The organism is Fodinibius sp. AD559, from assembly GCF_052712805.1.
On the sequence record NZ_JBQPVW010000002.1, the window covers coordinates 528,902 to 551,128 of the forward strand.

A 22,227-nucleotide genomic window follows, 5' to 3' on the forward strand; every position below is an offset into this window, starting at 1 on the left:
TGTAACTATAGATTCTTTTTTAATTAAATAATTACAGTCTGAAAGGAGATTTAACAATCTTTCACGTTTTAATAAGGTTTAATATTTGAATCTGTTTAATTGAAAACTATTTTATGGACTGATGAATTTAAACCTGTACTAAAATTTTTCAATATGCAACGCATTAATAATATAGACAGCTATTATTCAATACTGATACTTGTTTTCTTATTTATGGGGATAGCTGATTCTACAGAAGGGCAATCTGTAGAGGCTCCTACTGATACCACTATTACTACACAGCACGAGCAAACGATAAGCGGACAAGATGTTCGTTACACAGCTACGGTTGGAAATCAGCCGGTATGGAATGACAACGGCAAGCCGATTGCCACTCTTTTTTATACCTATTACGAACGAACGGATGTAAATGATGACGAACGTCGCCCCCTTGTTATCTCCTTTAATGGTGGGCCGGGTTCTGCATCGGTTTGGATGCATATTGGATATACCGGTCCTAAGAAGGTGAAAATTAGTGATGAGGGATTTCCCGTACAGCCTTATGGGGTAGAGGATAATCCGCATTCTATACTGGATGTAGCCGATATTTTGTATGTAAATCCTGTAAATACGGGCTTTTCGCGGATCTTGGATGAAGAAGTAGAAAGAGAAAAGTTTTTTGGTGTAAATTCAGATGTTGAATACCTGGCCGACTGGATTGATACTTTTATTTCACGAAATGATCGGTGGAAGTCTCCTAAGTTTTTAATTGGGGAAAGTTATGGCACTACGCGTGTTTCCGGATTAGCCAATGAATTGCAATCTTCGCAGTGGATGTTCCTGAATGGGGTTATCTTGGTTTCGCCTACAGGTTTGGGTATTGACCGTGATGGACCGGTAGATGATGCGCTCACACTGCCATATTTTACGGCAACAGCCTGGTATCATAATGCATTACCGGAGAAATTACAGCAGCAAGATTTGAGTGATATTTTGCCAAAGATCGAAAATTATACGGTTGATACCTATATCCCCGCTCTTACCCGTGGCGGAACGTTAAGTGATTCTTTAAAGCAGCGTATAGCTGAGAAAGTATCCTACTATTCCGGGATTGATGAGGAGAAGATTTTGGATCGTAATTTGCGGATGTCTACGTCATTTTTCTGGAAGGAGTTGCTGCGGGATGAGAAAGAGCTTACCGTGGGACGCTTGGATTCAAGATATAGGGGACAAGACCGAAAAAATGCCGGAAATCGCTATGATTATGATCCGGCCCTGACAGCATGGAACCACGCCTTTACGCCTGCAATAAATGATTATTTGCGCAACAGTTTAGGATATGATACCGATCTGCAATACTGGATGTTTGGTCCGGTGCACCCGTGGGATCGCGATAGAAATAATACTGGAGAAAACCTGCGATCAGCCATGGCCGAAAATCCATATCTCAACGTCATGGTGCAGTCAGGTTATTACGATGGTGGTACGCCGTATTTTGATGCAAAATATACGATATGGAATATGGATCCCAGCGGTAAGCTGCAAGACCGTATCTCGTTTAAAGGATACCGCAGTGGACACATGATGTATTTGCGGAAACAAGATCTAAGTACTTCTAACGATGATATCCGGCAGTTTATTCGCGAGTCTATCCCAGAAGAGGGAACTCCTGCCAAATATTAGAAAAGGTCTTTGAGATAAGATTGCAGAAAAGCGTCGAAAGAAGACTTTAGCCCACAGGTTGTTCTGTGGGCTAAATGTTTGGGCTATGCCGTTAATTCTTTAAACGAAGCTTGGCGACGGTTTCGATATGATAGGTTTGGGGAAACATATCGACCGGTTGCACTTGCTGAATATCGTACACTTCATTGAGCTCTTTGAAATCACGAGCCATCGTTGAGCTGTTACAGCTTACGTATACCAGTTTGGGAACCTTTAATTTCTTGAGTCGTTCTACTACGTCGGGATGCATACCGGCACGCGGGGGATCAGTGATAAGACAATCGGGTGTACCGTACTCATTTGTAACTTCTTCAGTAAATACATCCTTCATATCACCTTCAATGAAAGAGACATTCGATACCTCATTCTCTTGAGCGTTTTTCCTGGCATTGTTAATAGTTACTTCTTCTAACTCAATGCCAACAACATACTTACAGTATTCACTTAGAAAAAGACTAAGTGTTCCTACGCCACAGTAAAGGTCATAGAGAATGTCATCTTTATTGATATCGGCAAATGATTTGGCAACTTCATAAAGTTGCTCAGCCTGGGCTGTATTTGTTTGAAAAAAAGCATTCGCATCAATGGTAAAATGATAGGGGCCAATGTGATCGGTGATATAACCTGGGCCATGAAGAACTTTTTCATAGCGCCCCTCGGCTGTAGGGGTGCGGGTGTCATTCACATTGTTGATGATGGTAGTAATTTCTGGGAACTCATTGAGCAGGGCATGGGCAAGAGCTTCAACAACATCCTGATCGTCTTTGTAGGTTACCACATTAACCATAAGATCATCGGTATAATGGGCCTTACGGATAACTAAATTGCGCATAAATCCTTCGCGATCAACGCGATTATAGGGGGCGATATTATGCTCGACACACCAAGAACGAACGAAATCTAAAATCTTGTATGAGATAGGATCTTGCAGATGACACTCGTTGAGATTCAGAATCTTGTCAAAACGTCCGGGCGCATGTAATCCCGCCGCAAAACAGCGGTCATTTACAAACTCATCGCGGTTGATTTCTTCTTGGCTTAACCAGCGTTTATGACCCATTGAATATTCCATCTTGTTGCGATAGTAAAACTCTTGATCACAACCGATTGTGGGGCTTACCTTAATATCTGTCAATCCACCAATACGATGCATATGGTCTTCAACCTGATCCCGCTTAAATTTCAGCTGCTTTTCGTAGGAGACATGCTGCCAGTTGCATCCGCCACAGTTTTTAGCGTGCTGACATTTAGGTTCAATACGATTCGGACCGGGCTCAATAACCTCAAGTAGCTTGGCCTCACGGTAACTCTTTTTCTTTTTGATGATTCGAGCTTTAACCCGGTCTCCGGGAGCCGTATTTGGTACAAAAATCGCTAATCCATCAATTTTGCCAATTCCCTTACCTTTATAAGCTGCCGAGTCGATAGTAAGCTCAACGTCATCACCTTTTTTTATGGCCATGTTATAACACCAACGTAGTCAAAAATTAATTTTTTTCTTGTTTAGATTCCAAATAAGTCTCGAATTGCAGTGAAAATGCATGCTCGGCTGAACTTGCCTTTTTGAGTTCCTTGGTCGTGATTTCAAGCTGTTTCATAGCAATCATTGCAAGTGTTTCCATAAACTTAACGGCGATGGTAGGGTGTCGTTTTTTGAGCGTTTCGAAATCCGGTTTAAAGAATCCAAGAAGGGTACAGTCTGTTAGACATTTAGCACTCGAAATTCGACGTAGCTCATAGCCAATAGAAAGGGCTCCAAAACTTTCAGGCGACTCAATAACATAGCTATGGGGTTCTTCATCCTGAGTGCCGGGTTCTGGTTCAATAATAAGCTCGACTTTACCATCCTCAACAAAGTACATTCCGGTACCGGGATCACCCTGGTAATAAATATATTCGTTCTCCTTGTATTGTCTTCGATGACAATACTGTAAAAACTCCGATCTCTCAAGCATCGTTAGGTTTTTCAAAAAACGAGACTTGAAGATAAGATCACTCTTATTTTTCATATTGTTGAATTGCTTGGAGCCAAACATACGATAAGAATTTGTTTATAGGTTGACCGAACCATAATCTACTAAGCTATACGGATGGTAACAATTGATATTGTTAAAAAGAATGGCCGATCCCAAAGGTAAAATAGGGTGTTTTATCTTTAAACCATCCTCGTTGCAGATCGTGGATTCGGAATGCAAAATCAAACCGGACAATCACATATTCCCAGTCCAATCGCAGCCCTAAGCCCGAACCCACCGCAATTTGTTTATAGAAATTATCAAAATGGAACTTCCCTAATTCTAATAATTGTTCCCTGTCATTTTCAGAGATTTGTTGCTGTTGTCCTCCATTTATAGGATCACGTGAGAATAATTTAGTTCTCGGGCCATACCATACATTACCGGCATCCGTAAACCAGGCCGCAATCCAATCTGCAGATAAAAAGTTCCCAATAATTTGTTGCCGAATTTCCATCTGTGAAAGCAATTTTATTTGCCCTCCGTTGATGGTTACGTCATCCAAGGGGATACTACCCGGACCTAAACTGTAAATATCCCAACCTCTAATATCGTTAGCCCCACCGGCATAAAAACGTTGATTTAACGGAATGCTATTACTTTGTCCATAGGGGAGAGCTAATCCCAAAAACCCTCGATATCCTAAAACGGCATTATTGGATAATGGAATATATCGGCGATAATCGGCTGTACCTTTTACAAACCTGCTGTAGGCCAAACTGTTTTGACTCCCAGGGAAAATAGCTGGCAAATTGCCCTCAAGGGTATCTGGGGTTACAATTAAGCGATCTGTCAGATAGGGGATATTTCCCCCGGAAGCAATGGAGTATTCACTAAAATAGCCGCGATCCCTTTTAATTAAATCGGTTCTTTGGCTACGAAATGTATATCTGAGAATTGAGGAAACTTGGGGGCGAAAATCTTCTTCAATTTGTCGTAGCTGAAAAGAGTTTTCTCCAAAACGATTGCGGAGTGCTGCACTAAATTCTGGTGAGGGATCGGTATCAAGTAAATCAAGTTCGATGAGATCTAAAAAGCTGGAATAGCGCTGATTGTGCTGTACCTCGTAACGAAGGTTAAATCTAATGTCAGAGTTGATATCAAAAAGCAGCTGATTGGAGCGTGAAAAAGAGAGCGAATATCTGGTACGTCCGTTTGAGAAGAATATATTATCATCAAGTGAAGAAAAAGGGAAAAGTAGTCGAGGCAGAGAATACTCTACACGGGTTTCAAAACTTTGAAAGAACCGTCCATCAAATGATTGTGAACTGGTATCCGCCTCCGAGGCAATATCACGCATAGTTTGTGATCGTACATATTCGAAACTACCGTTGACACCAATTTGAAAGTTTTCAGCTTTACCAAAAAGATTGTTATTGGTATATGTTATGCCCGCACCGGAACCAAATCCATATCTTTTCATCCCAAATAGGTTTAAATTCACCGAATGTCTGGGAAGGGTTTGCAGCGAAAACATAACGGGGATTTCATCCTTGGAGTAGTCTGGGAGAGAACCGTCTTCGCTTAACCCAAACTGACGAATATTGAGCATTCCCAGATTCTGAAACTCATTGACTGTACGAATATAAAGTGATTGATTAAAGACATCACCGGGCTTAAATAATATTTGATTGGTTAATAGGTCAAATTTTGTTTGGGCAGACTCTCCCTTTTTAAAAAAAATAGATTTGTTGTTAATAGTAAAAGGGGATTGCTGAAGGGTATCGTGCTGGTTGTAATGCAAGGTATCACCCGGACCACTGAGGCTTATATAGAGATCCCCAAATCGATATTGCTTTCCGGGATTTATTGTGAACAGGGCATCAAGCTGGTTAGGTTTGGTTGTATCCCTTTTAACCAGCAGATTTACCGAATCACGTTGGACGGCAGCATAACCATTATTTTTCAAAAAATTTATAAGCCTATTTCGTTCTATATTGAGCTGATTCTCGGAGTATCGTTGATTAACAGTAAATGTAGAGTCGTTTAACTGTTCATTAGTTAGCGGGCTTTCATGTAAAAATTGGTTTACCTTTTTGGATTCCTCGAATTTAGGTAGTCCGGTATAACCTATTGTTTGAATGGTAAATGCTGGGCCTTCTTCAATCAGAAAAGAAACCTCGACCCTGTCTTTCTTAAATTCAACGATGTTGGTATCTACCGTGGCTTCTAAAAAGCCAACTGTTTTGTAATATTGCTTGATCCGCTCAATATCGTTGGCTACCGTTGCACGATTTAGATACGATGGTGATTCTCCCCAACTATTTGTGAGTTGCCAAATGAAATACCAGGGCGTAAACCGCGGTATCCCTAAAAATTCCCGGTTTGTCTGGGTTCGGATTAATGTTTCAAGGGTATTGTCTTTTATGTTATCGTTGCCGACAAAACGGACAATACGAACAACATTATCGGTAGTGTCACTCTCGATAGTCAGATTCTGAGATATACCTTTCTCTATACAGACCAGTGAAAAACTGCTGAGTAGTAGTAAACCTATTAGAGCGCGCGAGAAAAAAGCTTTCAAGAAATTTCGGGGATTATATCATTCAAAAAAAACGGTTGCATGAGAAAATTCATGCAACCGCAAAAATACGTTCTTATTAGATCAATTTTTTAAACATTATCGTAATCGAAGCCTTCGTCATCTTCATTGTGGAAGAAATCTTCCTTTCCGATATAGTCTGGCCAAATATCTTCTATGCCTTCATATACTACATCTTCACCTTGTTCAATTTCTTCGAGTTCATATAAGTTATCGAGCACTTGCTGAGGACTCCCATTACGTTCGGCCCACTCAATGAGCTCATCACGCGTTGCGGGGAAAGGTGCCTCATCTAAAACGGCTGCTAATTCAACAGTCCAAATCATAAAAATATATTTCAGTTTTGTTTTTTAAAGTTCAAATAGAATCTTACCTATCTATAAAAAGGTTCGACACATTAAATTCAAGTCAATTTTTAAGGAAAATGCAATTATTTTTTCCTTTTTACGACTCAAAGGTCTAATAAATTATTGTTATCTTTTAGAGTCACAATTGTAAACATTTAAAACAGAAAATTATTATGGGAAGTTTCGGCGGAATGGAGGTTTTAATTATTGGCTTGGCTATTCTCCTTTTTTTTGGTGCCAAACGGATTCCAGAACTGGCCCGTGGACTCGGACAGGGGATGAAAGAATTCAAAAAAGCATCCAATGAAATAAAAAAGGAGCTGGAAGAGGGCCAAAAAGAGGGTATGGATTCCGACTCCAACTCTGAAGAAAATACACAGAAAAAGCAGCAAGATTAACCAAATCCATTTCTAATCCATTGAGTTTTACAAATTTTAGCCAGATTCAACGTTCAATTCAGTCTGGTGATATTTTACTTTCTGATATTGTACAGTCTTACATCGATAATATTGAACAGAAAAATGACGAAATTAATGCGGTAATCAGTATTGACAAGGAGGGAGCCCTTGAAAGAGCTGATGAGATACAGCAACGTATTGAAAATGGCTCAGCCGGTAAATTAGCCGGAATGGTTATCGGGATTAAAGATCTCATCTGTGAAAAGGATAAACAAACAACATGTGCATCAAATATACTTTCTGATTTTGAAAGCGTATACGATGCAACGGTTATAGAACGATTACGTAATGAAGATGCTATTATAATGGGGCGCTTGAACATGGATGAATTTGCCATGGGGTCCTCCACGGAAAATTCCATCTATGGTCCCGCCAAAAATCCTTTGGACACTTCCAAGGTTCCGGGGGGGTCTTCGGGGGGTAGTGCAGCAGCAGTAGCGGCCGAATTCTGTACAGCTTCACTTGGTTCCGATACAGGAGGGTCGATCCGTCAGCCGGCTTCCTATTGCGGTGTTGTAGGATTAAAACCTACTTACGGTCGAGTTTCGCGCCATGGATTGGTTGCTTTTGCTTCTTCTTTTGACTGCATCGGGCCGCTTACAAATTCTGTTGCTGATGCCGCACGCATCCTTGAAACTATTGCCGGGCCGGATCCTAATGATAACACCTCGTCAAGCCGAACGGTACCAAATTATACAAAGTTTACTAAAGATCTGGACTCTAATATCAAAATTGGAGTTCCAGAAGAATATTTTGGTGAGGGACTGGACGATGAGATCCGTGAAGGGATCAAAAGTAAGCTCAGTGAGCTCGAAGAATCTGGTGCCGAGCTGGTTCCTATCCACTTGCCGCACATGAAATACAGCATTGCCACGTATTACATATTGGCTACGGCTGAGGCTTCAAGCAACCTGGCTCGTTACGATGGCATCCGCTACGGTCATCGGGCTGATATTGAAGATGTGGAAAAGGATCTTAAAGAAGAACAAGAGGCGTTAGAAAAACAGATTAAGCAAGCTGAGGGAGATGCCAAGCAGGAATTGGTCAATCAGCTTAATGAGATGGATTCGTCACTGATCAGGCTATATAAGAAAAGCCGTACCGAGGGGTTTGGTCCAGAAGTTAAACGTAGAATTATGCTGGGTACGTATGTGCTTAGTGCCGGTTATTATGATGAATACTATGCAAAAGCACAGAAAGTCCGTCGCTTGATTAAACAGGATTTTACTGATGCTTTTGAGGATGTTGATGTCATTGTATCCCCAACAGCACCAACAACAGCATTTGATTTGGGTTCCAACCAAGATAATCCGGTACAGATGTATCTCAATGATATTTACACTACTTCGGCCAATCTGGCTGGTATTTGCGGTATCAACGTTCCGGCGGGCACGCATTCCAATGGCCTGCCGTACGGTATGCAACTGATGGCCAATGCCTTCGAAGAGGGTAAATTGTTTAATGCGGCTAAATTAGTTGAAGATCTTGATTAACTTTTAAGAACATTATTACATGCAGAATCGTATTGAAGGAAAATGGACGTTTATTACAGGTGCCACAGCCGGAATAGGAAAAGCCATAGCGAAAATATTCGCTGAATCGGGCAGTCATCTTGTATTAAATGGGCGCCGTAAAAACCGTCTCGAGAAGTTAAAGGAACAGTTAGAGAAGCATTATGATATTGAAGTTGTTTTGGCCCCTTTTGATGTAAGAGATCGTGAAGCGGCACAACAGTTTTTAAATAGCTTCTCGGAGCCTATTGATATTTTAGTTAATAATGCCGGGCTTGCCAAAGGAGTTGATGCTGTTTTTGATGCTAATCACGATGACTGGGACACGATGGTGGACACCAATATCAAAGGGGTTCTTAATATGACTCGCTTGTTATCACCGCAGATGAAAGAACGCAATCGTGGGTATATTATAAATATTGGATCTATTGCTGGCCACGAAAGCTATCCGGGCGGCTCGGTATATTGTGCTACCAAACACGCTGTTAAGGGATTCACAGAAGCTACAAAAAAAGATCTGCATGGTACCAACGTGCGAGTAAGCATGGTATCTCCGGGACTGGTGGAAACAGAATTCAGTGAAGTGCGTTTCAAGGGAGATAAAGATCGGGCGGATGAAGTCTATGAGGATATAAAGCCGCTTGTCGCTGAAGATATTGCTGAAATCGTCCATTTCATGGCTAATAGACCGCCTCATGTAAATATTATGGATACGATCATTTTTCCCGTTGCCCAATCATCATCAACGATGGTTCATCGCGATAATGATTAATTTTCGTTTTTTATTATTAATTCTTGGTGCTGCATTCATCTTTTTATCGTGTAGTGAAGGGGAAGAGGATCGGTTGAACTTTAAAGAACAAGGACGCGAAGTCCCGGAATTTAATGCCGATAGTGCCTATCATTTTATAGAACGCCAGTTGGATTTTGGGCCCCGGAATCCCAATTCAAAAGGACATCAACAAGCCAAGGAATATCTTTTAAATACCTTACAGCAATATGCCGGGGCTCGATACGTGTATGCTCAAAATTTTACTGCCAAGGGATATGATGGGGATACGCTGTCTCTCTCAAATATCATTGCTTCGTTTAATCCTCAGAGCAGTGATCGAATTATGCTTTGCGCCCACTGGGATACGCGTCCACGTGCTGATAAAGACTCTGTCAACCAAGACAAGCCTATACTTGGAGCTGATGACGGTGCCAGCGGTGTGGCAGTGTTGCTGGAATTTGCGCGTTTGTTTAAAGAAAATCCGCCGCCTATTGGCGTAGATATTGTATTATTTGACGGTGAGGATTATGGTAAAGAAGGAGAGTTGTCAAAATACTTTTTAGGGTCGCGTTATTGGGCTAATAATCCACCTGTTGCAGGATATTCACCTCGATTTAGTATTTTGCTCGATATGGTAGGAGGTCAAAATGCCCGGTTCCCCAAGGAGGGGTATTCAATGCAGTTTGCCCCGGCGCTGGTAAATGAAGTTTGGGCTATTGCTGATGAAAAGGGCTTTGATGAGCTGTTTATACCCGAGATAGGAAATAAAATTTCTGATGATCATGTCGTAATTAATCGCATTCTCGGTATCCCGTCCATTGATATTATTCGTCATAATTCGAGCTCAACCAATTCTCAATTCGCTCCTTACTGGCATACTCACAATGATAACTTGTCTATCATCAGTAAAAACACATTGAATGGAGTAGGGGAAACAGTGCTGGAGTTAATATATAATCGTGTTAATGTTTCTGATTAAATTTCACAGAATCTCATAAAATGAAGTACTTAAAACTGGTCATACAAATTGCTGATGAGTATCAAGAGCCCCTGATTGCCGAGCTTTTTGATATGGGGTTTGACGGATTTGAACAACGAGATGACCAGATTATTACTTATATCCAAAAAGAATATTTTGGGATTAGTGACCGAGAGCGCATTGATATGTTACTTGCTGCTTATCCCGACGGTGGATTTATCGAATCCGAAGAAGTGGTAGCTGATCAAAATTGGAATCAGCAGTGGGAAGAAACGATTAAGGCGCAAACGGTCGGTAACTTTTTTATCAAGCCGACCTGGTCTCAAGAATCAGTTCCTAAACATAAAATTTTGCTTGAGATCGATCCCAAGATGTCATTCGGCACGGGGTATCATGAAACTACACGCCTGATTTTAAATTTGCTACCCAATGTTATTACTGAAAACGACTTTGTGATAGATGCGGGTACGGGAACGGGAATTCTGTCCATTGCAGCTATCAAGCTCGGGGCCCGGCACGCTTTTGCTTTTGATATTGATGAATGGAGTATATCCAACACAAAAGAGAATATTCTACTTAATGGAGTAGATGAAAATATCGACGTAGAGAAAGGTTCTTCTGAAGTCCTTTCAAAACAGAATCAAGCAGATGTGGTTTTAGCAAATATTGAACGGAATACCATTCTTGAGATTTTTTCTGATCTGGATGCTGCGCTTAAAAAAGGAGGGAGGCTGGTGCTTTCAGGTCTGCTTGAAAAGGATAAATCATCTATTCTGTCTGCTCTGGAAGACAATTATCAAATTGTTGATATCCCAAAAGAAAACGAGTGGATCGCCATCCAAGCTAAAAAGACGGTCTCGTGAAAGCCTCAATAGATATTGGTACAAATACGGTGCTACTTTTGGTTGCAGAAACTAATGGAAGTAACCTAATAGTTTTTGAAGAGCAACAGCGAGTTCCGCGTTTGGGGGCCGGTGTTGATGAGAGTAATGAGCTTTCAAAAGAAGCCATGCAGCGAGTTTTAGAAGCACTAAAGGAATTCCTGGAGATCATTAATACCAACTATCCTGAGGTGGATGATATTTTTGTGACCGCAACCAGCGCAGTCCGTGATGCGAGTAACAAAGCTGTTTTCTTAGATCGGGTAGAGCAGGAAACGGGATTGCAAATCCGGGTATTAAGTGGAGTTGAGGAAGCGGAATATACGTTTATGGGGGCGCAAAGCGTGCTGAATAACATTGACGGTCAGCAAATGATTATCGACATAGGCGGTGGAAGTACCGAGATTGCATATGGAGAGAAACAACTGCAAGATCGTTATTCATATGATATGGGATGTGTCCGTTTTACTGATCGATTCTTGAAAAGTAATCCGCCCACAGACTTGCAAATGCAGAACTGTCGGGATGAAATTAAAAAAGTCCTGGCCGAGTACCAATTCAATATGTCAGATCAAACAACACTGGTTGGGGTTGCTGGAACCGTAACTTCGCTGGCTTTTATTGACTTGGAATTAAGCTCTTATGATTCCGAAGTGTTATCGGGACATACTATTACAAAGGATGGGCTTAAAGAGTATATTAAAAGATTTGGGGGCTATACATCTAATACACTTGAACAAAAATATCCGGCAGTAATGAAGGGGAGGGCCGATATTTTCTTAGCGGGTCTTCTTATACTGGATGAATTTATGGACAAGTACGGTTTTGACCGACTTGTTACTTCAACTGGTGGGATACGACACGGCACGATCTTGGTAAACAGAGATGAATAAAAAAAGAGCGTCCCTCATAAGGAACGCCCTTTTAATATAATGAGTGATGAAATCAAACAATTATAGTCCGAATCTTACACCGGCGCCAATAACAAATTGATCGGCATCGCCTCCTAAATTCCCTAATTTTACTTCACCAAAGATAGTTCCAAAATCCATTCCATAGTCCAAGCCGCCACCCAAATTGAGTCCAGCTTCTGAATTTGAATTGGATTGAGAACTTCCACCACCTTCTGATTCTGTTGACAATCCGGTGATGTTTATTCCACCTAATCCATAAATTGACAGATTATCTTCATCGTAAAAAATATAGTGGCCATTTAGATTTAGTTCCCAAACTGTTGATGTAGTTTCTATAGTAGTTCCGCCAAAAGTAGTTTGTTCCACAGATTTAGGAAGGTAAAAGGTGAAATCGCCACCGATTCTTATTTCAGGTGTTATACCATAATATCCATCAACACGTAATCCCAAGTCATTATCTAAGTCACCAGAATAGCCGACTCCAGATCCAAATGCTAAACCAGCTCCAACTTTAAAATCTTGGGCGTGAACACTTGTGCTGTAAGCAAAGATTAATCCGAAAAGTACTAATGCTAATTTAATTGTTCTCTTCATAGTATTATTATTTGATTATTTTGATTTATGATTAAGATCCCTTTTTTGGGTTGCCTATTATATACGTAATCCCTCTGTAATTTGTATCAAAAAAAAATTGAAACAAATTTACTATAGCAAATTTGTTTGTCATATGATGGTATCAAATCCGGTGTTTACCGTGAAAAGTTTTGGATATATAGCTCTGTGTATTTACCGTTTTAATATAGGTGTGTATTAAGCCAACAAGTGTTTATCCTATAACCAGTTCTGATATGTTTAATGTTTACTTATAAAAGTTTACCGTTATTGTAAATAATGAAATCTAAAAAACTTATTTATATGACCATTACTTTCAGTGATCCTTACAACATATATGCGATAAAATATTTTAAATGGGTTCATTTTTTCAAACAAAATTATTTTGGTGCAAATATATATCAAGTTTTACTAAGAGGGATTAATTATGTTTAAAGGAGTTGATCCCAATATTTTATAATTGTCATGTGGTTTACACTTGAATAATTCAATGATAAGAATGGGAATAAAGGAACACTTTTACTAAGTTTGAACCGAAATTAAACAAGCACAAATTTTCCTGTCTTAAGTAGGAATGTCCGATTCAAACGCTTCGAACTCACAAACATCCGATTCGCCTCGAGAAAATGCATCCGAGAGCAGTCTTGAGGACGATGTACTTGTCAAAAAAGCCAAAGGAGGAGATGAAAAAGCCTACAAGAAGCTTGTTGACAAGTACCAACGTGCCCTCTATTTCCATATCCTAAAGATGGTCAAAGATCGTGAACAGGTTGAAGATCTGGTGCAAGAAGCGTTTGTAAAGGCATTTGATAACTTGAATACCTACAGTACCAACTACGCTTTTTCAACGTGGCTATACCGTATTGCTACTAACAATACGATTGATTACCTGCGGAAGAAAAAGCTAAATACGCTTTCCATCGATAAGCCGATGAAAACCAAGGACGGGGAAATGGAGATGCAGCTGCCTGACGAGTCAGCCAGCACCGATCGGGATATCATCAAAAAACAGCGCAAAGAAATTGTACAGAATGCTATTGATGATCTTCCCAAGAAATATCGGAAGGTGATTGAATTACGGCATATGGAGGAGAAGAGCTATAAAGAAATATCAGATATCCTTGATAAGCCATTGGGCACAGTAAAGGCACATATATTCAGAGCCCGTGAACTGTTATATAAGGCTCTTAAAGATAAGCGGCACCGCTTTTAATTATTACTGTTCTTGTTGCAGACTTTGTGCCGCTGCTGCTACATTGTCTTTGTATTTCTCAAATTTAGCACGCCTGATAGCACTTCCTTCAAAAAGAGCATCGTATTGGGGAATATCCAACTCTTCCCAATAATTGATATCATGATCCAATATTTTTTCCCGGGGAAACAGGTCTTCCATCTCACCGTATTTGGCATCACGGTTCCAGGGACAAACATCCTGGCAGATATCACAGCCAAACATCCATCCTTCGAGATCATCGCGATGCTCTTCCGGAATTTCTTCTTTTAGTTCGATGGTCAGATAGGAGATACACTTGGTAGCATCTACTCTGTACGGCTCATATATGGCGTTGGTGGGGCAGGCGTCGATACAGCGGGTGCAACTACCACAGTGGTCGGTTACGGGCGTATCATAGTTGAATTCGGCGTCGACAATCATTTCCCCGATAAAAAAGAAAGAGCCCAGATTCTTGTTAAGGATGTTCGAGTTTTTACCCATCCATCCCAGCCCGGACTTTACTGCCCAGGCCTTGTCTAAAACAGGAGCTGAATCCACAAAAACGCGGCCTTCGAGTCCGCCCAGAAGTTCTCTGGTTTGTGCAAAAAGTTTCTTCAGTTTTTTCTTGTACACTTTGTGATAATCACGCCCCTGGGCATACTTGGCAATTTTTGGCATATCACTTTTTTTCATTTGGCGTTCATGATCGGGATGAAAATAACTGCCAATAACAGAAATAACAGATTTTGATCCCGGAACAAGCTTTGTCGGGTCTACTCTTTTTTCGAAGTGATTTTCTATCCAGCCCATCGTTCCATGCCGACCTTGGTTCAGCCACTCTCTCAGGCGCCGTTCTTCCTTTTCGAGCCGACCGGCTTTGGAAAATCCGCAAGCGTTAAACCCCAATCGAAGGGCATATTCTCGTACTTTTTGTGTCCGCTCACGAAGATTCATTTCGAAAAAAAAGGTTTGATGCAGTTAATCCGCTGAAATGTAACGTATTTACAAAGAAATATTTAACAGTTTTAGCGTAGGATAATGGAAATCTTGGATTTCCGGATCAACAAAATTTATGATTCGTTTTTTGGTATACTCAATTAATAAAACTGCTTATTTCTAATCACTTTCTTAAACTATCAGTAGCATTAACATATTGATAAGCCGTTATTACAGCTTCTCAGTGGATATATCATTGATCTTTCCGTCGTCCAATTTCAATGTACGATAGGGGTATTGTTTAACCGTATCATAGTCGTGGGTTACCATGAGCACAGCCATGCCTCGGTTATTGATCTGCTTGAGAAGCTCCATAATGGAAGCAGATGCTTCGGGATCAAGATTGCCGGTAGGTTCGTCAGCCAGCATAATACGTGGCTCGTTGGCTAAGGCCCGGGCAATAACTACACGTTGTTTTTCACCGCCCGAAAGATCATGGGGCATATTTTTACGCTTGTGGCTTAGTCCCACCATTCCCAACACTTCAACTACTCGTTGTTTAATATAACTTTTCTTTTCCCCGGTTACCTGCAGCGAAAAAGCCACATTATCGTATACCGATCGGTCGGGCAAGAGCTGAAAATCCTGGAATACGATACCAAGCCTGCGCCGTAAATAGGGTACTTTTTTATCGGGAAGGGAAGTGACATCCAGATCGGCCACACGAACGCGGCCGGAATCAGGTAGCAAATCTCGATAAATTAATCGCAAAAATGAGCTTTTACCTGCTCCGGTTTGTCCTATTAAATAGGTGAACGCACCGTTTTCAAGCGAAAAGTTAATATTGTCGAGCACCGGTTGGTGATCGAACGATACTGTTACATTCGAAAATTCAATTACTGATTGCTGGGACATTGTAATACCATTGTGATTCGTAAACTATGATCATCGGCTTCCTCAAAGTCGAAACCGCTGTATTTTGCTCGTATGTTATACGCTGTTTGATCGATAATATCAAGCATTTGTTGCAGGCTGTAAATTCGCTGTTGATGAACTTCGTTGAATTCCTGCAGGACCGTTTCCTGATCGTCGGCAAGTTTTTCTATGCGGAATGTATTCTCGTGTAGCTGGTGGTCGGCATCATAACTACTTTTTCGAAAATAGCGGTAGTTATCTTGGGTGTATCCCTCTTCGTTATTTAGATATTCAATAGCCTGTATAGAGTTTTTGGGCGTAGTAAAATCAAAGATAAGAAGACCGCCGGGTCGCAGGACTGATTTTGCCTCATTTAGAAAGGTAAGTACTTCATCGCCATTTTGCAGATAGTTGACACTGTCAAAAACACTAAATACGACATCAAAGGTACGATCAAGCTGCAGATCAAGGAAATCCATAACCTCGAACTGCACGTTACAGAGCATTTCTTTATTTTTTTGATGGGCTTTTTGTATCATCTGCGATGATTTATCGGTTCCTACCACGTTGTAGCATTCCAACTCATCCAGAAAAAGGGAAACAGAACCCGTGCCACATGCCAGCTCAAGAATATCGACGGGATTGGGATGGTGTTCGAGCATGAGGGCATCGATAAAATCCGCCCATAGCTCGTAATCAACATCCTCCATCACAGCATCATAAATATCGGCCAGCTTAGAGTATTGCGGATGTTGTTCGGTGTTATTGGTGCTCATCCTTTTACTACCTGTTTATTTCGATGTTCAATAAGTTCTACAGCGAGTTTAAAAGCTTCGATAAATGATGAAGGATTTGCCTTGTTTTGTCCGGCAATATCGAAGGCCGTGCCGTGGTCTGGTGAGGTGCGAATAATTGGAAGTCCGGCAGTAAAATTAACGCCCCCGCCAAAAGAAAGGGTTTTAAATGGAATCAGTCCCTGATCGTGATACATCGCTAAGATGCCATCGTATTGTTCATATTTTCTGTTTCCGAAAAAACCGTCAGCGGGATGAGGACCCGAAACCGATAGTCCTTGGGATCGGATATCTTTTATAGCCGGATTAATAATATTTTGTTCTTCGTCGCCGATGATGCCGCCGTCACCGGCATGGGGATTAAGTCCGAGAACTGCGATATTGGGCGATTGAATATCAAAATCATTTTGCAAAGCATTATGCATTACCCGAATATATTTTTTGATCGAATCGGTCGAGAGGGCAGAAGCAACTTTAGAAATAGGGATATGTCCCGTCACAAGTCCCACGCGTAAACCTTTGTGCACCAACATCATCATGAAGTCGGACGTGTCGGTTTTCTCAGCCAGAAATTCGGTATGTCCGGGTATATGATACCCCGCAATATTTACGGCCTCTTTTGATATGGGAGCGGTGACCAAGGCATCGGCTTGTTGCGATTTACACAAATCAATTCCCTTTTCAACCGACAGCATAGCACATTTTCCTGATTTCTTGGAAAAATCACCGGGTGTAACTGAAATATCTTGGTCAGCATAGGTTTGGAGAAGATTAACCTGTTGTTCAGCAATCTCATCAATAGATTGCGCATAATGGTAATCCAGCGATTCGGAAAGATTATTCAGCCAGAAATCCAATACTTCTTTTGAGCTCAGAATTATGGGAGTCCTGTCTGCTAATGATAGTTCACGCAACGATTTTATAACTACTTCTGGCCCAATTCCGTTTATGTCTCCTATACTCATGGCGATACGTTTCTGCATACAATGATTTTGCGCAATTATTTTGATTGTTTGGAAACAAGTTTAAAATCCCCAAAGCCCGTTGTTGCTTTAAAAATAAACTGCCTGTCAGAGTAAGTCCATATTTCAGTGGTGGCTCCGTCTTTGGGAAACTTGCGGGTAACATCTTTTGGTTCACCGTATTTGATATACACTTCACCTCGGTCGCTATTGTAGCCTACGGTGTTTTCGGTCGAGAAATTTTCATAGGCATGATCGATTCGTTGGTAATATTCAGCCATCAGTTCATTAAACTCGGTATCCGGGGTAGGATCGCGCTCTTTCCAGAATGAGTGAAATTTTTTCTCGCGTTCTGCAGGGGTACCACTGTTAATTTTTCTAATAGTTTGCTTGCCGGCAATAAATCGAAGCATCTCTATGGCGGTACCCAGATTTAATAAGCTTGTTGGCATGTCTTTCCATTTGGAACGAAATTTATCCCGGGCAACAATATTTCCCGCACTATTTTTTACGGTAACCTGATATAGTGAATTTTCGAATTCACTGTTAGGTACATCAACGATGGCATAGGTGTACCCATTATCCGTAACGTTGAGATTCAGATAGGGCTTTCCTTCTGCATATAGCAACTGGGGGCGGACATCTGTTTTGATATTTTTATCTGTCAGCGTTTTAGAAAATACCTTACTTTGTTTGGTCGTATCCTCTTCTAAAGCACTGAGTTTAACGATATCCATTGTGTAAGACTCCTCTTTCTGATACTGCGGCAGATAAGCAATAGCATAAAAATCTTTAGCATATTCAACGGTATTTCCCGTTGTGTTTAGGATAAAACGGGAAGATTTGAGCTTTTCATTAAATGTGGGGCTGACAAGAATATCTCCTTCCTTCTTTTCACTGTAAGAAGTTATGTTGATTTTCTGTGCCCGTGAAACCCGGCTATCGGTCTGATCTCCCCGCTTTATTTGCAGTACATAGTTATATGAGCCCGGATTAAGATTCACTTTGATATAACCGCTTAAAAATTTGTCATCGGACTGACTGCTTTCATAATCTTTTGCATAAACGGTATCGGCCCAGAAAGCACGTCCTGCGGGTTCCAAGCCCTCAACAGAAATGTCTTCTTTTTTCATTTTATCGATATCTGCTTCGTCTGATTTGAAAACTTCCAGCATCAAGTCCATAGTGCTGAAATATTTATCACGGGAAGAACGATCTTGGTTTTTCTTAAAAGGCAACGAGCTGTAGGGGATATGAAAGGTAACGACAAATTGTACAGCTCCGTTATTATTTCCGGGCAGGGTCAGGTAGTCGAATGACGCCTGCTGTTGCCGCATAACCAGATCTTGATAGCTGACATTACGCTGTCCGTATAACTCGGCAACCGTTATAATTGAGAATATTATGACGAACAGGGTTGCCAGGAACTTTTTAGAAGTTTTCACAAGGTGATAAGTTTTTTTAATGGGTTATAAATCTCAAAAAATAAACTAAAGAACTTTTAATGGAATAGATAGAATCAATACTTTCGAGATTGCTAAATTTCGTTATTTTTGAAACGCTTTAATGAATCCAACTATTATCCAAAATAATAAATCACATCTATGAGTTCCCAAGATTCAGCTGGTACATCTCCAAAGGATTTAAAATCACTTATTCAAGAGATCAATGAAACCGAGGAGGAGATTAAAAAGGGAGGTGGCGAAAAACGAATAAAAAAACAGCATAACAAAGGAAAGCTTACCGCCCGCGAACGCATAGATATGCTTATTGATGATGAAACGCGCCTCTATGAGCTCGGGTTGTGGGCTGGCTATGAGATGTACGAAGATGAGGGCGGCTGTCCTTCTGGCGGCGTTGTAACAGGTATTGGAACGGTATCCGGACGCGATTGCGTGATTGTAGCCAATGATGCTACCGTGAAAGCGGGGGCTTGGTTTCCCATCACCGCGAAAAAGAATTTGCGAGCCCAGGAAATAGCGCTCGAAAATAACCTGCCCATTCTCTATTTGGTGGATTCCGCTGGTGTTTATCTGCCCATGCAGGACGAAATTTTTCCTGATAAGGAACACTTCGGACGTATTTTTCGAAACAACGCTCGGTTAAGTGCAGAAGGGATTCCCCAGATAGCCGCGATTATGGGTAGCTGTGTTGCCGGTGGGGCTTATCTGCCTATCATGAGTGATGAGGCGCTTATTGTTGATGGAACCGGCAGTGTCTTTTTAGCAGGTAGTTATCTGGTGAAAGCAGCTATTGGTGAAGAGGTGGATAATGAAACTCTGGGCGGTGCAACCACGCATACAGAAATAAGCGGTGTAACGGATTATAAAATGGAAGATGATGAGGAATGCCTTTCCACGGTTCGTGATCTTGTTGATAAGCTGGGACCGTTTGATAAAGCTGGATTTAACCGAAAAGATCCCGTTGAGCCGGCTCGTGATGTGACTGAAATCTTTGATGTTTTCCCGGACGATCGCACCAAGCCGTACGATATGAATAAGGTTCTGGAATGCATTGTGGATGAGGATTCATTTACCGAGTTCAAAAAGGGATATGGGCAAACATTGATTACCGGTTTTGCCCGTGTAGATGGTTGGAGTGTGGGAATTGTAGCGAACCAGCGTAAAGTTACGCGGACTAAACAGGGCGAAATGCAGGTGGGCGGTGTTATCTATTCTGATTCCGCCGATAAAGCAGCCCGGTTTATCATGAATTGCAATCAAAAGAAAATCCCGATTGTCTTTTTGCAGGATGTCTCCGGATTTATGATTGGAAAACGAGCAGAACACGGGGGCATTATTAAAGACGGTGCCAAGATGGTGAATGCCGTATCCAACAGTACGGTGCCTAAAATAACTATTGTGGTTGGCAACAGCTATGGTGCGGGCAACTATGCTATGTGCGGGCGTGCTTATGATCCTCGTTTTATGTACGCCTGGCCGTCGGCACAAATAGCAGTGATGGGAGGGACGCAAGCCGCCAAAGTGTTGACCCAAATTCGTGTTTCAACGCTTAAGAAGAAAGGCAAGGAGATTACTGAAGAGGAGCAACAGGAGATTATGAAAGAGATCAGTGAACGCTATGAAGAACAGACCGATGTTCGTTATGCGGCCGCCCGTCTCTGGGTTGATGGTATTATTAATCCAATTGAGACTCGTGACCGTATTTCACATGCGATAAAATGTGCAGATCATAATCCCGACATCGAAGAATTTAAAACCGGTGTAATGCAGGTTTAGGAAAGCTGAAACATTTGTTCCGTAACCGAGTAGCGGAAACAGATTATTTGCTAAACTATCATAAAAAAGGTGTCATTTTGAACACCGTGAGAAATCTATGTTTGTGATTGGTAATCTAATCAAGAAGGAATACAACACTTATTTCTGAACACTGAGAGCTATTTACCGACCGTAGGCAATAACTTTAAGCGGATCGGTCTTGGCCGCAATACGGGCCGGCAGCCATGAGGCAAGGGCACACAGAAAGAGTGTGACGCCGGTAACAAGTACAAAGTCGAGCATATGGGGCTCAACAGGGGCATAGGCCATATAATAATTTTGTTCGGAAAGCGGAATGATATGATAGGTAGACTGCAGCCACGCAAAGGCCAGTGAGAGGGAAATGCCGATTAATAGGCCCACCACGGCCACGAATAATCCCTCCAGTAAAAAGATGCCTCGAATACTTTTATCACCGGCGCCAATTGTTTTTAGGATACCGATATCGCGCGTTCTTTCGAGCACCATCATCAATACCGTACCAATCAGGTTGAAGGCAGCTACAATAATCATTACCGCTATGACAAAAGGAATGGTCTCTTCCTGCAGATCTACCCATGCAAAGATATTACTATAGCGCTCGTAAATTGTTTCTGAGAAGTAGGGATAACTAAGTTCCCCATCCAGCTTTTCCCCGAAGGATTCTATTTGAGACTGATTTTTGAGGCGAATTTCTATGGCTGAGGCCTCTTCAGGTGATTTCAGAAAAAACTTTTGAACATGGGGACGGGCCGCTAATGCCAGGACATCATCAAATTGACCTATGCCCGTCTGATAAATCCCTGATAGCCGGAACTGCTCAATTTCGGGAGAGCTCAACGGGGAGGGAAGTCCATCAACGGTGTAAACGGTGAGAGTGGAGTTTACATCCACATTAAGCGTTTGCGCCAACTTCGAGCCAACAACTATTCCGGGACGACCGGTACTGTCAGTACTTAGATCGTAGGTACCTTTTGATATATAATTTTTGATGTCTGTTACGTCTCCCTGTTTGTCTACACCTTTTAGTAGTGTGCCTGTGACGTCATCAGCACCTTGAATCATAGTCTGACCATTGACAACAGCTTGTGCTTCGCTAATCTCCGGATAGGTATCCAACTCGCTTAAAAGGGTATCAGCCCGTTCGATAGCCCTGCCACCAAACGAGGTTACGGTTATGTGGGGAGCGAAACCAAGAACTTTGTTATCGATGACGGATTTGAAACCGTGAACCACCGACAAAGCAATAAGCAGTCCGGCCGAACCAACGGCTACACCGGTTATAGCCATGACTTTAATGAAGGATAAAAAACGGGACCCTTTCCGTTTACCCTTGAAATACCGTTTGGCTAAATACCACTCAAAATTCATGGCGTCAATTTAAAAATTCTCATCCCAGAGGTTAGTGAGAGATCTCT

At 41.5% G+C, this 22,227-nt stretch carries 20 protein-coding genes; 9 read left to right on the forward strand and 11 right to left on the reverse strand.

What is annotated here, in order from left to right; genetic code table 11:
- Nucleotides 1-153 precede the first annotated feature (153 nt).
- Nucleotides 154-1,662, forward strand: a complete 1,509-nt coding sequence (locus ACQ4LT_RS05240; protein ID WP_445664967.1) for a S10 family peptidase — start codon at nucleotides 154-156, stop codon at nucleotides 1,660-1,662.
- 91 nt (nucleotides 1,663-1,753) lie between these two features.
- Here ACQ4LT_RS05240 and rlmD read toward each other — a convergent pair whose 3' ends face one another.
- The 4 genes from rlmD to ACQ4LT_RS05260 form a co-directional block, all read right to left on the reverse strand.
- Complete coding sequence (gene rlmD, locus ACQ4LT_RS05245; RefSeq protein ID WP_445664968.1) at nucleotides 1,754-3,163, reverse strand: 23S rRNA (uracil(1939)-C(5))-methyltransferase RlmD; 1,410 nt, start codon at nucleotides 3,161-3,163, stop codon at nucleotides 1,754-1,756.
- Nucleotides 3,164-3,188: 25 nt separating this feature from the next.
- The gene (locus ACQ4LT_RS05250; RefSeq protein WP_445664969.1) at nucleotides 3,189-3,710 is read right to left on the reverse strand and encodes a cyclic nucleotide-binding domain-containing protein; all 522 of its coding nucleotides are present in this window, start codon (nucleotides 3,708-3,710) and stop codon (nucleotides 3,189-3,191) included.
- A gap of 100 nt (nucleotides 3,711-3,810) precedes the next feature.
- Complete coding sequence (locus ACQ4LT_RS05255) at nucleotides 3,811-6,240, reverse strand: BamA/TamA family outer membrane protein (RefSeq protein WP_445664970.1); 2,430 nt, start codon at nucleotides 6,238-6,240, stop codon at nucleotides 3,811-3,813.
- Nucleotides 6,241-6,329: 89 nt separating this feature from the next.
- A complete protein-coding gene (locus ACQ4LT_RS05260; protein ID WP_445664971.1) occupies nucleotides 6,330-6,584 on the reverse strand; it encodes a DUF2795 domain-containing protein in 255 nt (84 codons plus the stop codon).
- A 194-nt stretch (nucleotides 6,585-6,778) separates the two neighbouring features.
- Here ACQ4LT_RS05260 and ACQ4LT_RS05265 point away from each other — a divergent pair, with 194 nt between their 5' ends.
- The 6 genes from ACQ4LT_RS05265 to ACQ4LT_RS05290 are packed head-to-tail and all read left to right on the forward strand — an operon-like array spanning nucleotide 6,779 to nucleotide 12,099.
- Nucleotides 6,779-7,003, forward strand: coding sequence for a Sec-independent protein translocase subunit TatA/TatB (locus tag ACQ4LT_RS05265; protein ID WP_445664972.1), 225 nt, complete (start codon nucleotides 6,779-6,781; stop codon nucleotides 7,001-7,003).
- Nucleotides 7,004-7,023: 20 nt separating this feature from the next.
- Nucleotides 7,024-8,556, forward strand: a complete 1,533-nt coding sequence (locus tag ACQ4LT_RS05270; RefSeq protein WP_445664973.1) for an amidase family protein — start codon at nucleotides 7,024-7,026, stop codon at nucleotides 8,554-8,556.
- Nucleotides 8,557-8,575: 19 nt separating this feature from the next.
- Nucleotides 8,576-9,346 carry an SDR family oxidoreductase gene (locus ACQ4LT_RS05275; RefSeq protein WP_445664974.1) on the forward strand — a complete coding sequence of 257 codons (771 nt, stop codon included), beginning with the start codon at nucleotides 8,576-8,578 and terminating at the stop codon, nucleotides 9,344-9,346.
- Nucleotides 9,339-10,325, forward strand: a complete 987-nt coding sequence (locus tag ACQ4LT_RS05280) for a M28 family peptidase (protein ID WP_445664975.1) — start codon at nucleotides 9,339-9,341, stop codon at nucleotides 10,323-10,325. Before ACQ4LT_RS05275 ends, ACQ4LT_RS05280 begins: the two co-directional genes overlap by 8 nt.
- A gap of 20 nt (nucleotides 10,326-10,345) precedes the next feature.
- Entirely contained in the window at nucleotides 10,346-11,188 is an 843-nt protein-coding gene (gene prmA, locus ACQ4LT_RS05285; protein WP_445664976.1) for a 50S ribosomal protein L11 methyltransferase, read from the forward strand.
- A complete protein-coding gene (locus ACQ4LT_RS05290; protein ID WP_445664977.1) occupies nucleotides 11,185-12,099 on the forward strand; it encodes a Ppx/GppA phosphatase family protein in 915 nt (304 codons plus the stop codon). The genes prmA and ACQ4LT_RS05290 overlap by 4 nt, the downstream gene beginning before the upstream one ends.
- 60 nt (nucleotides 12,100-12,159) lie before the next feature.
- Here the strand turns inward: ACQ4LT_RS05290 and ACQ4LT_RS05295 are convergent, their stop codons facing one another.
- On the reverse strand, nucleotides 12,160-12,714 hold the full coding sequence (locus ACQ4LT_RS05295; RefSeq protein ID WP_445664978.1) for an outer membrane beta-barrel protein: 555 nt from the start codon (nucleotides 12,712-12,714) through the stop codon (nucleotides 12,160-12,162).
- Between the two features lie 592 nt (nucleotides 12,715-13,306).
- On the opposite strand from ACQ4LT_RS05295, the gene ACQ4LT_RS05300 reads away from it, so the two are divergent.
- The gene (locus tag ACQ4LT_RS05300; protein ID WP_445664979.1) at nucleotides 13,307-13,945 is read left to right on the forward strand and encodes an RNA polymerase sigma factor; all 639 of its coding nucleotides are present in this window, start codon (nucleotides 13,307-13,309) and stop codon (nucleotides 13,943-13,945) included.
- A gap of 3 nt (nucleotides 13,946-13,948) precedes the next feature.
- Here the strand turns inward: ACQ4LT_RS05300 and queG are convergent, their stop codons facing one another.
- The 5 genes from queG to ACQ4LT_RS05325 all read right to left on the reverse strand — a co-directional run bounded on the left by queG (nucleotide 13,949) and on the right by ACQ4LT_RS05325 (nucleotide 18,997).
- Nucleotides 13,949-14,899 (reverse strand): tRNA epoxyqueuosine(34) reductase QueG, encoded by a 951-nt coding sequence (gene queG / locus ACQ4LT_RS05305; RefSeq protein WP_445664980.1) that lies wholly within the window; start codon nucleotides 14,897-14,899, stop codon nucleotides 13,949-13,951.
- A gap of 213 nt (nucleotides 14,900-15,112) precedes the next feature.
- Nucleotides 15,113-15,796: a cell division ATP-binding protein FtsE gene (ftsE, locus tag ACQ4LT_RS05310; protein ID WP_445664981.1), complete on the reverse strand. Its 684-nt coding sequence runs from the start codon at nucleotides 15,794-15,796 to the stop codon at nucleotides 15,113-15,115.
- Nucleotides 15,778-16,572 (reverse strand): methyltransferase domain-containing protein, encoded by a 795-nt coding sequence (locus ACQ4LT_RS05315; protein ID WP_445664982.1) that lies wholly within the window; start codon nucleotides 16,570-16,572, stop codon nucleotides 15,778-15,780. Before ACQ4LT_RS05315 ends, ftsE begins: the two co-directional genes overlap by 19 nt.
- A complete protein-coding gene (pdxA, locus tag ACQ4LT_RS05320) occupies nucleotides 16,569-17,573 on the reverse strand; it encodes a 4-hydroxythreonine-4-phosphate dehydrogenase PdxA (RefSeq protein WP_445664983.1) in 1,005 nt (334 codons plus the stop codon). The genes ACQ4LT_RS05315 and pdxA overlap by 4 nt, the downstream gene beginning before the upstream one ends.
- 17 nt (nucleotides 17,574-17,590) lie before the next feature.
- Nucleotides 17,591-18,997, reverse strand: coding sequence for a GWxTD domain-containing protein (locus tag ACQ4LT_RS05325; protein WP_445664984.1), 1,407 nt, complete (start codon nucleotides 18,995-18,997; stop codon nucleotides 17,591-17,593).
- A gap of 159 nt (nucleotides 18,998-19,156) precedes the next feature.
- On the opposite strand from ACQ4LT_RS05325, the gene ACQ4LT_RS05330 reads away from it, so the two are divergent.
- Nucleotides 19,157-20,791: an acyl-CoA carboxylase subunit beta gene (locus ACQ4LT_RS05330; protein ID WP_445664985.1), complete on the forward strand. Its 1,635-nt coding sequence runs from the start codon at nucleotides 19,157-19,159 to the stop codon at nucleotides 20,789-20,791.
- A 162-nt stretch (nucleotides 20,792-20,953) separates the two neighbouring features.
- On the opposite strand, the gene ACQ4LT_RS05335 is transcribed toward ACQ4LT_RS05330, so the two are convergent.
- Nucleotides 20,954-22,180 carry an FtsX-like permease family protein gene (locus ACQ4LT_RS05335; protein WP_445664986.1) on the reverse strand — a complete coding sequence of 409 codons (1,227 nt, stop codon included), beginning with the start codon at nucleotides 22,178-22,180 and terminating at the stop codon, nucleotides 20,954-20,956.
- Between the last annotated feature and the right edge of the window lie 47 nt (nucleotides 22,181-22,227).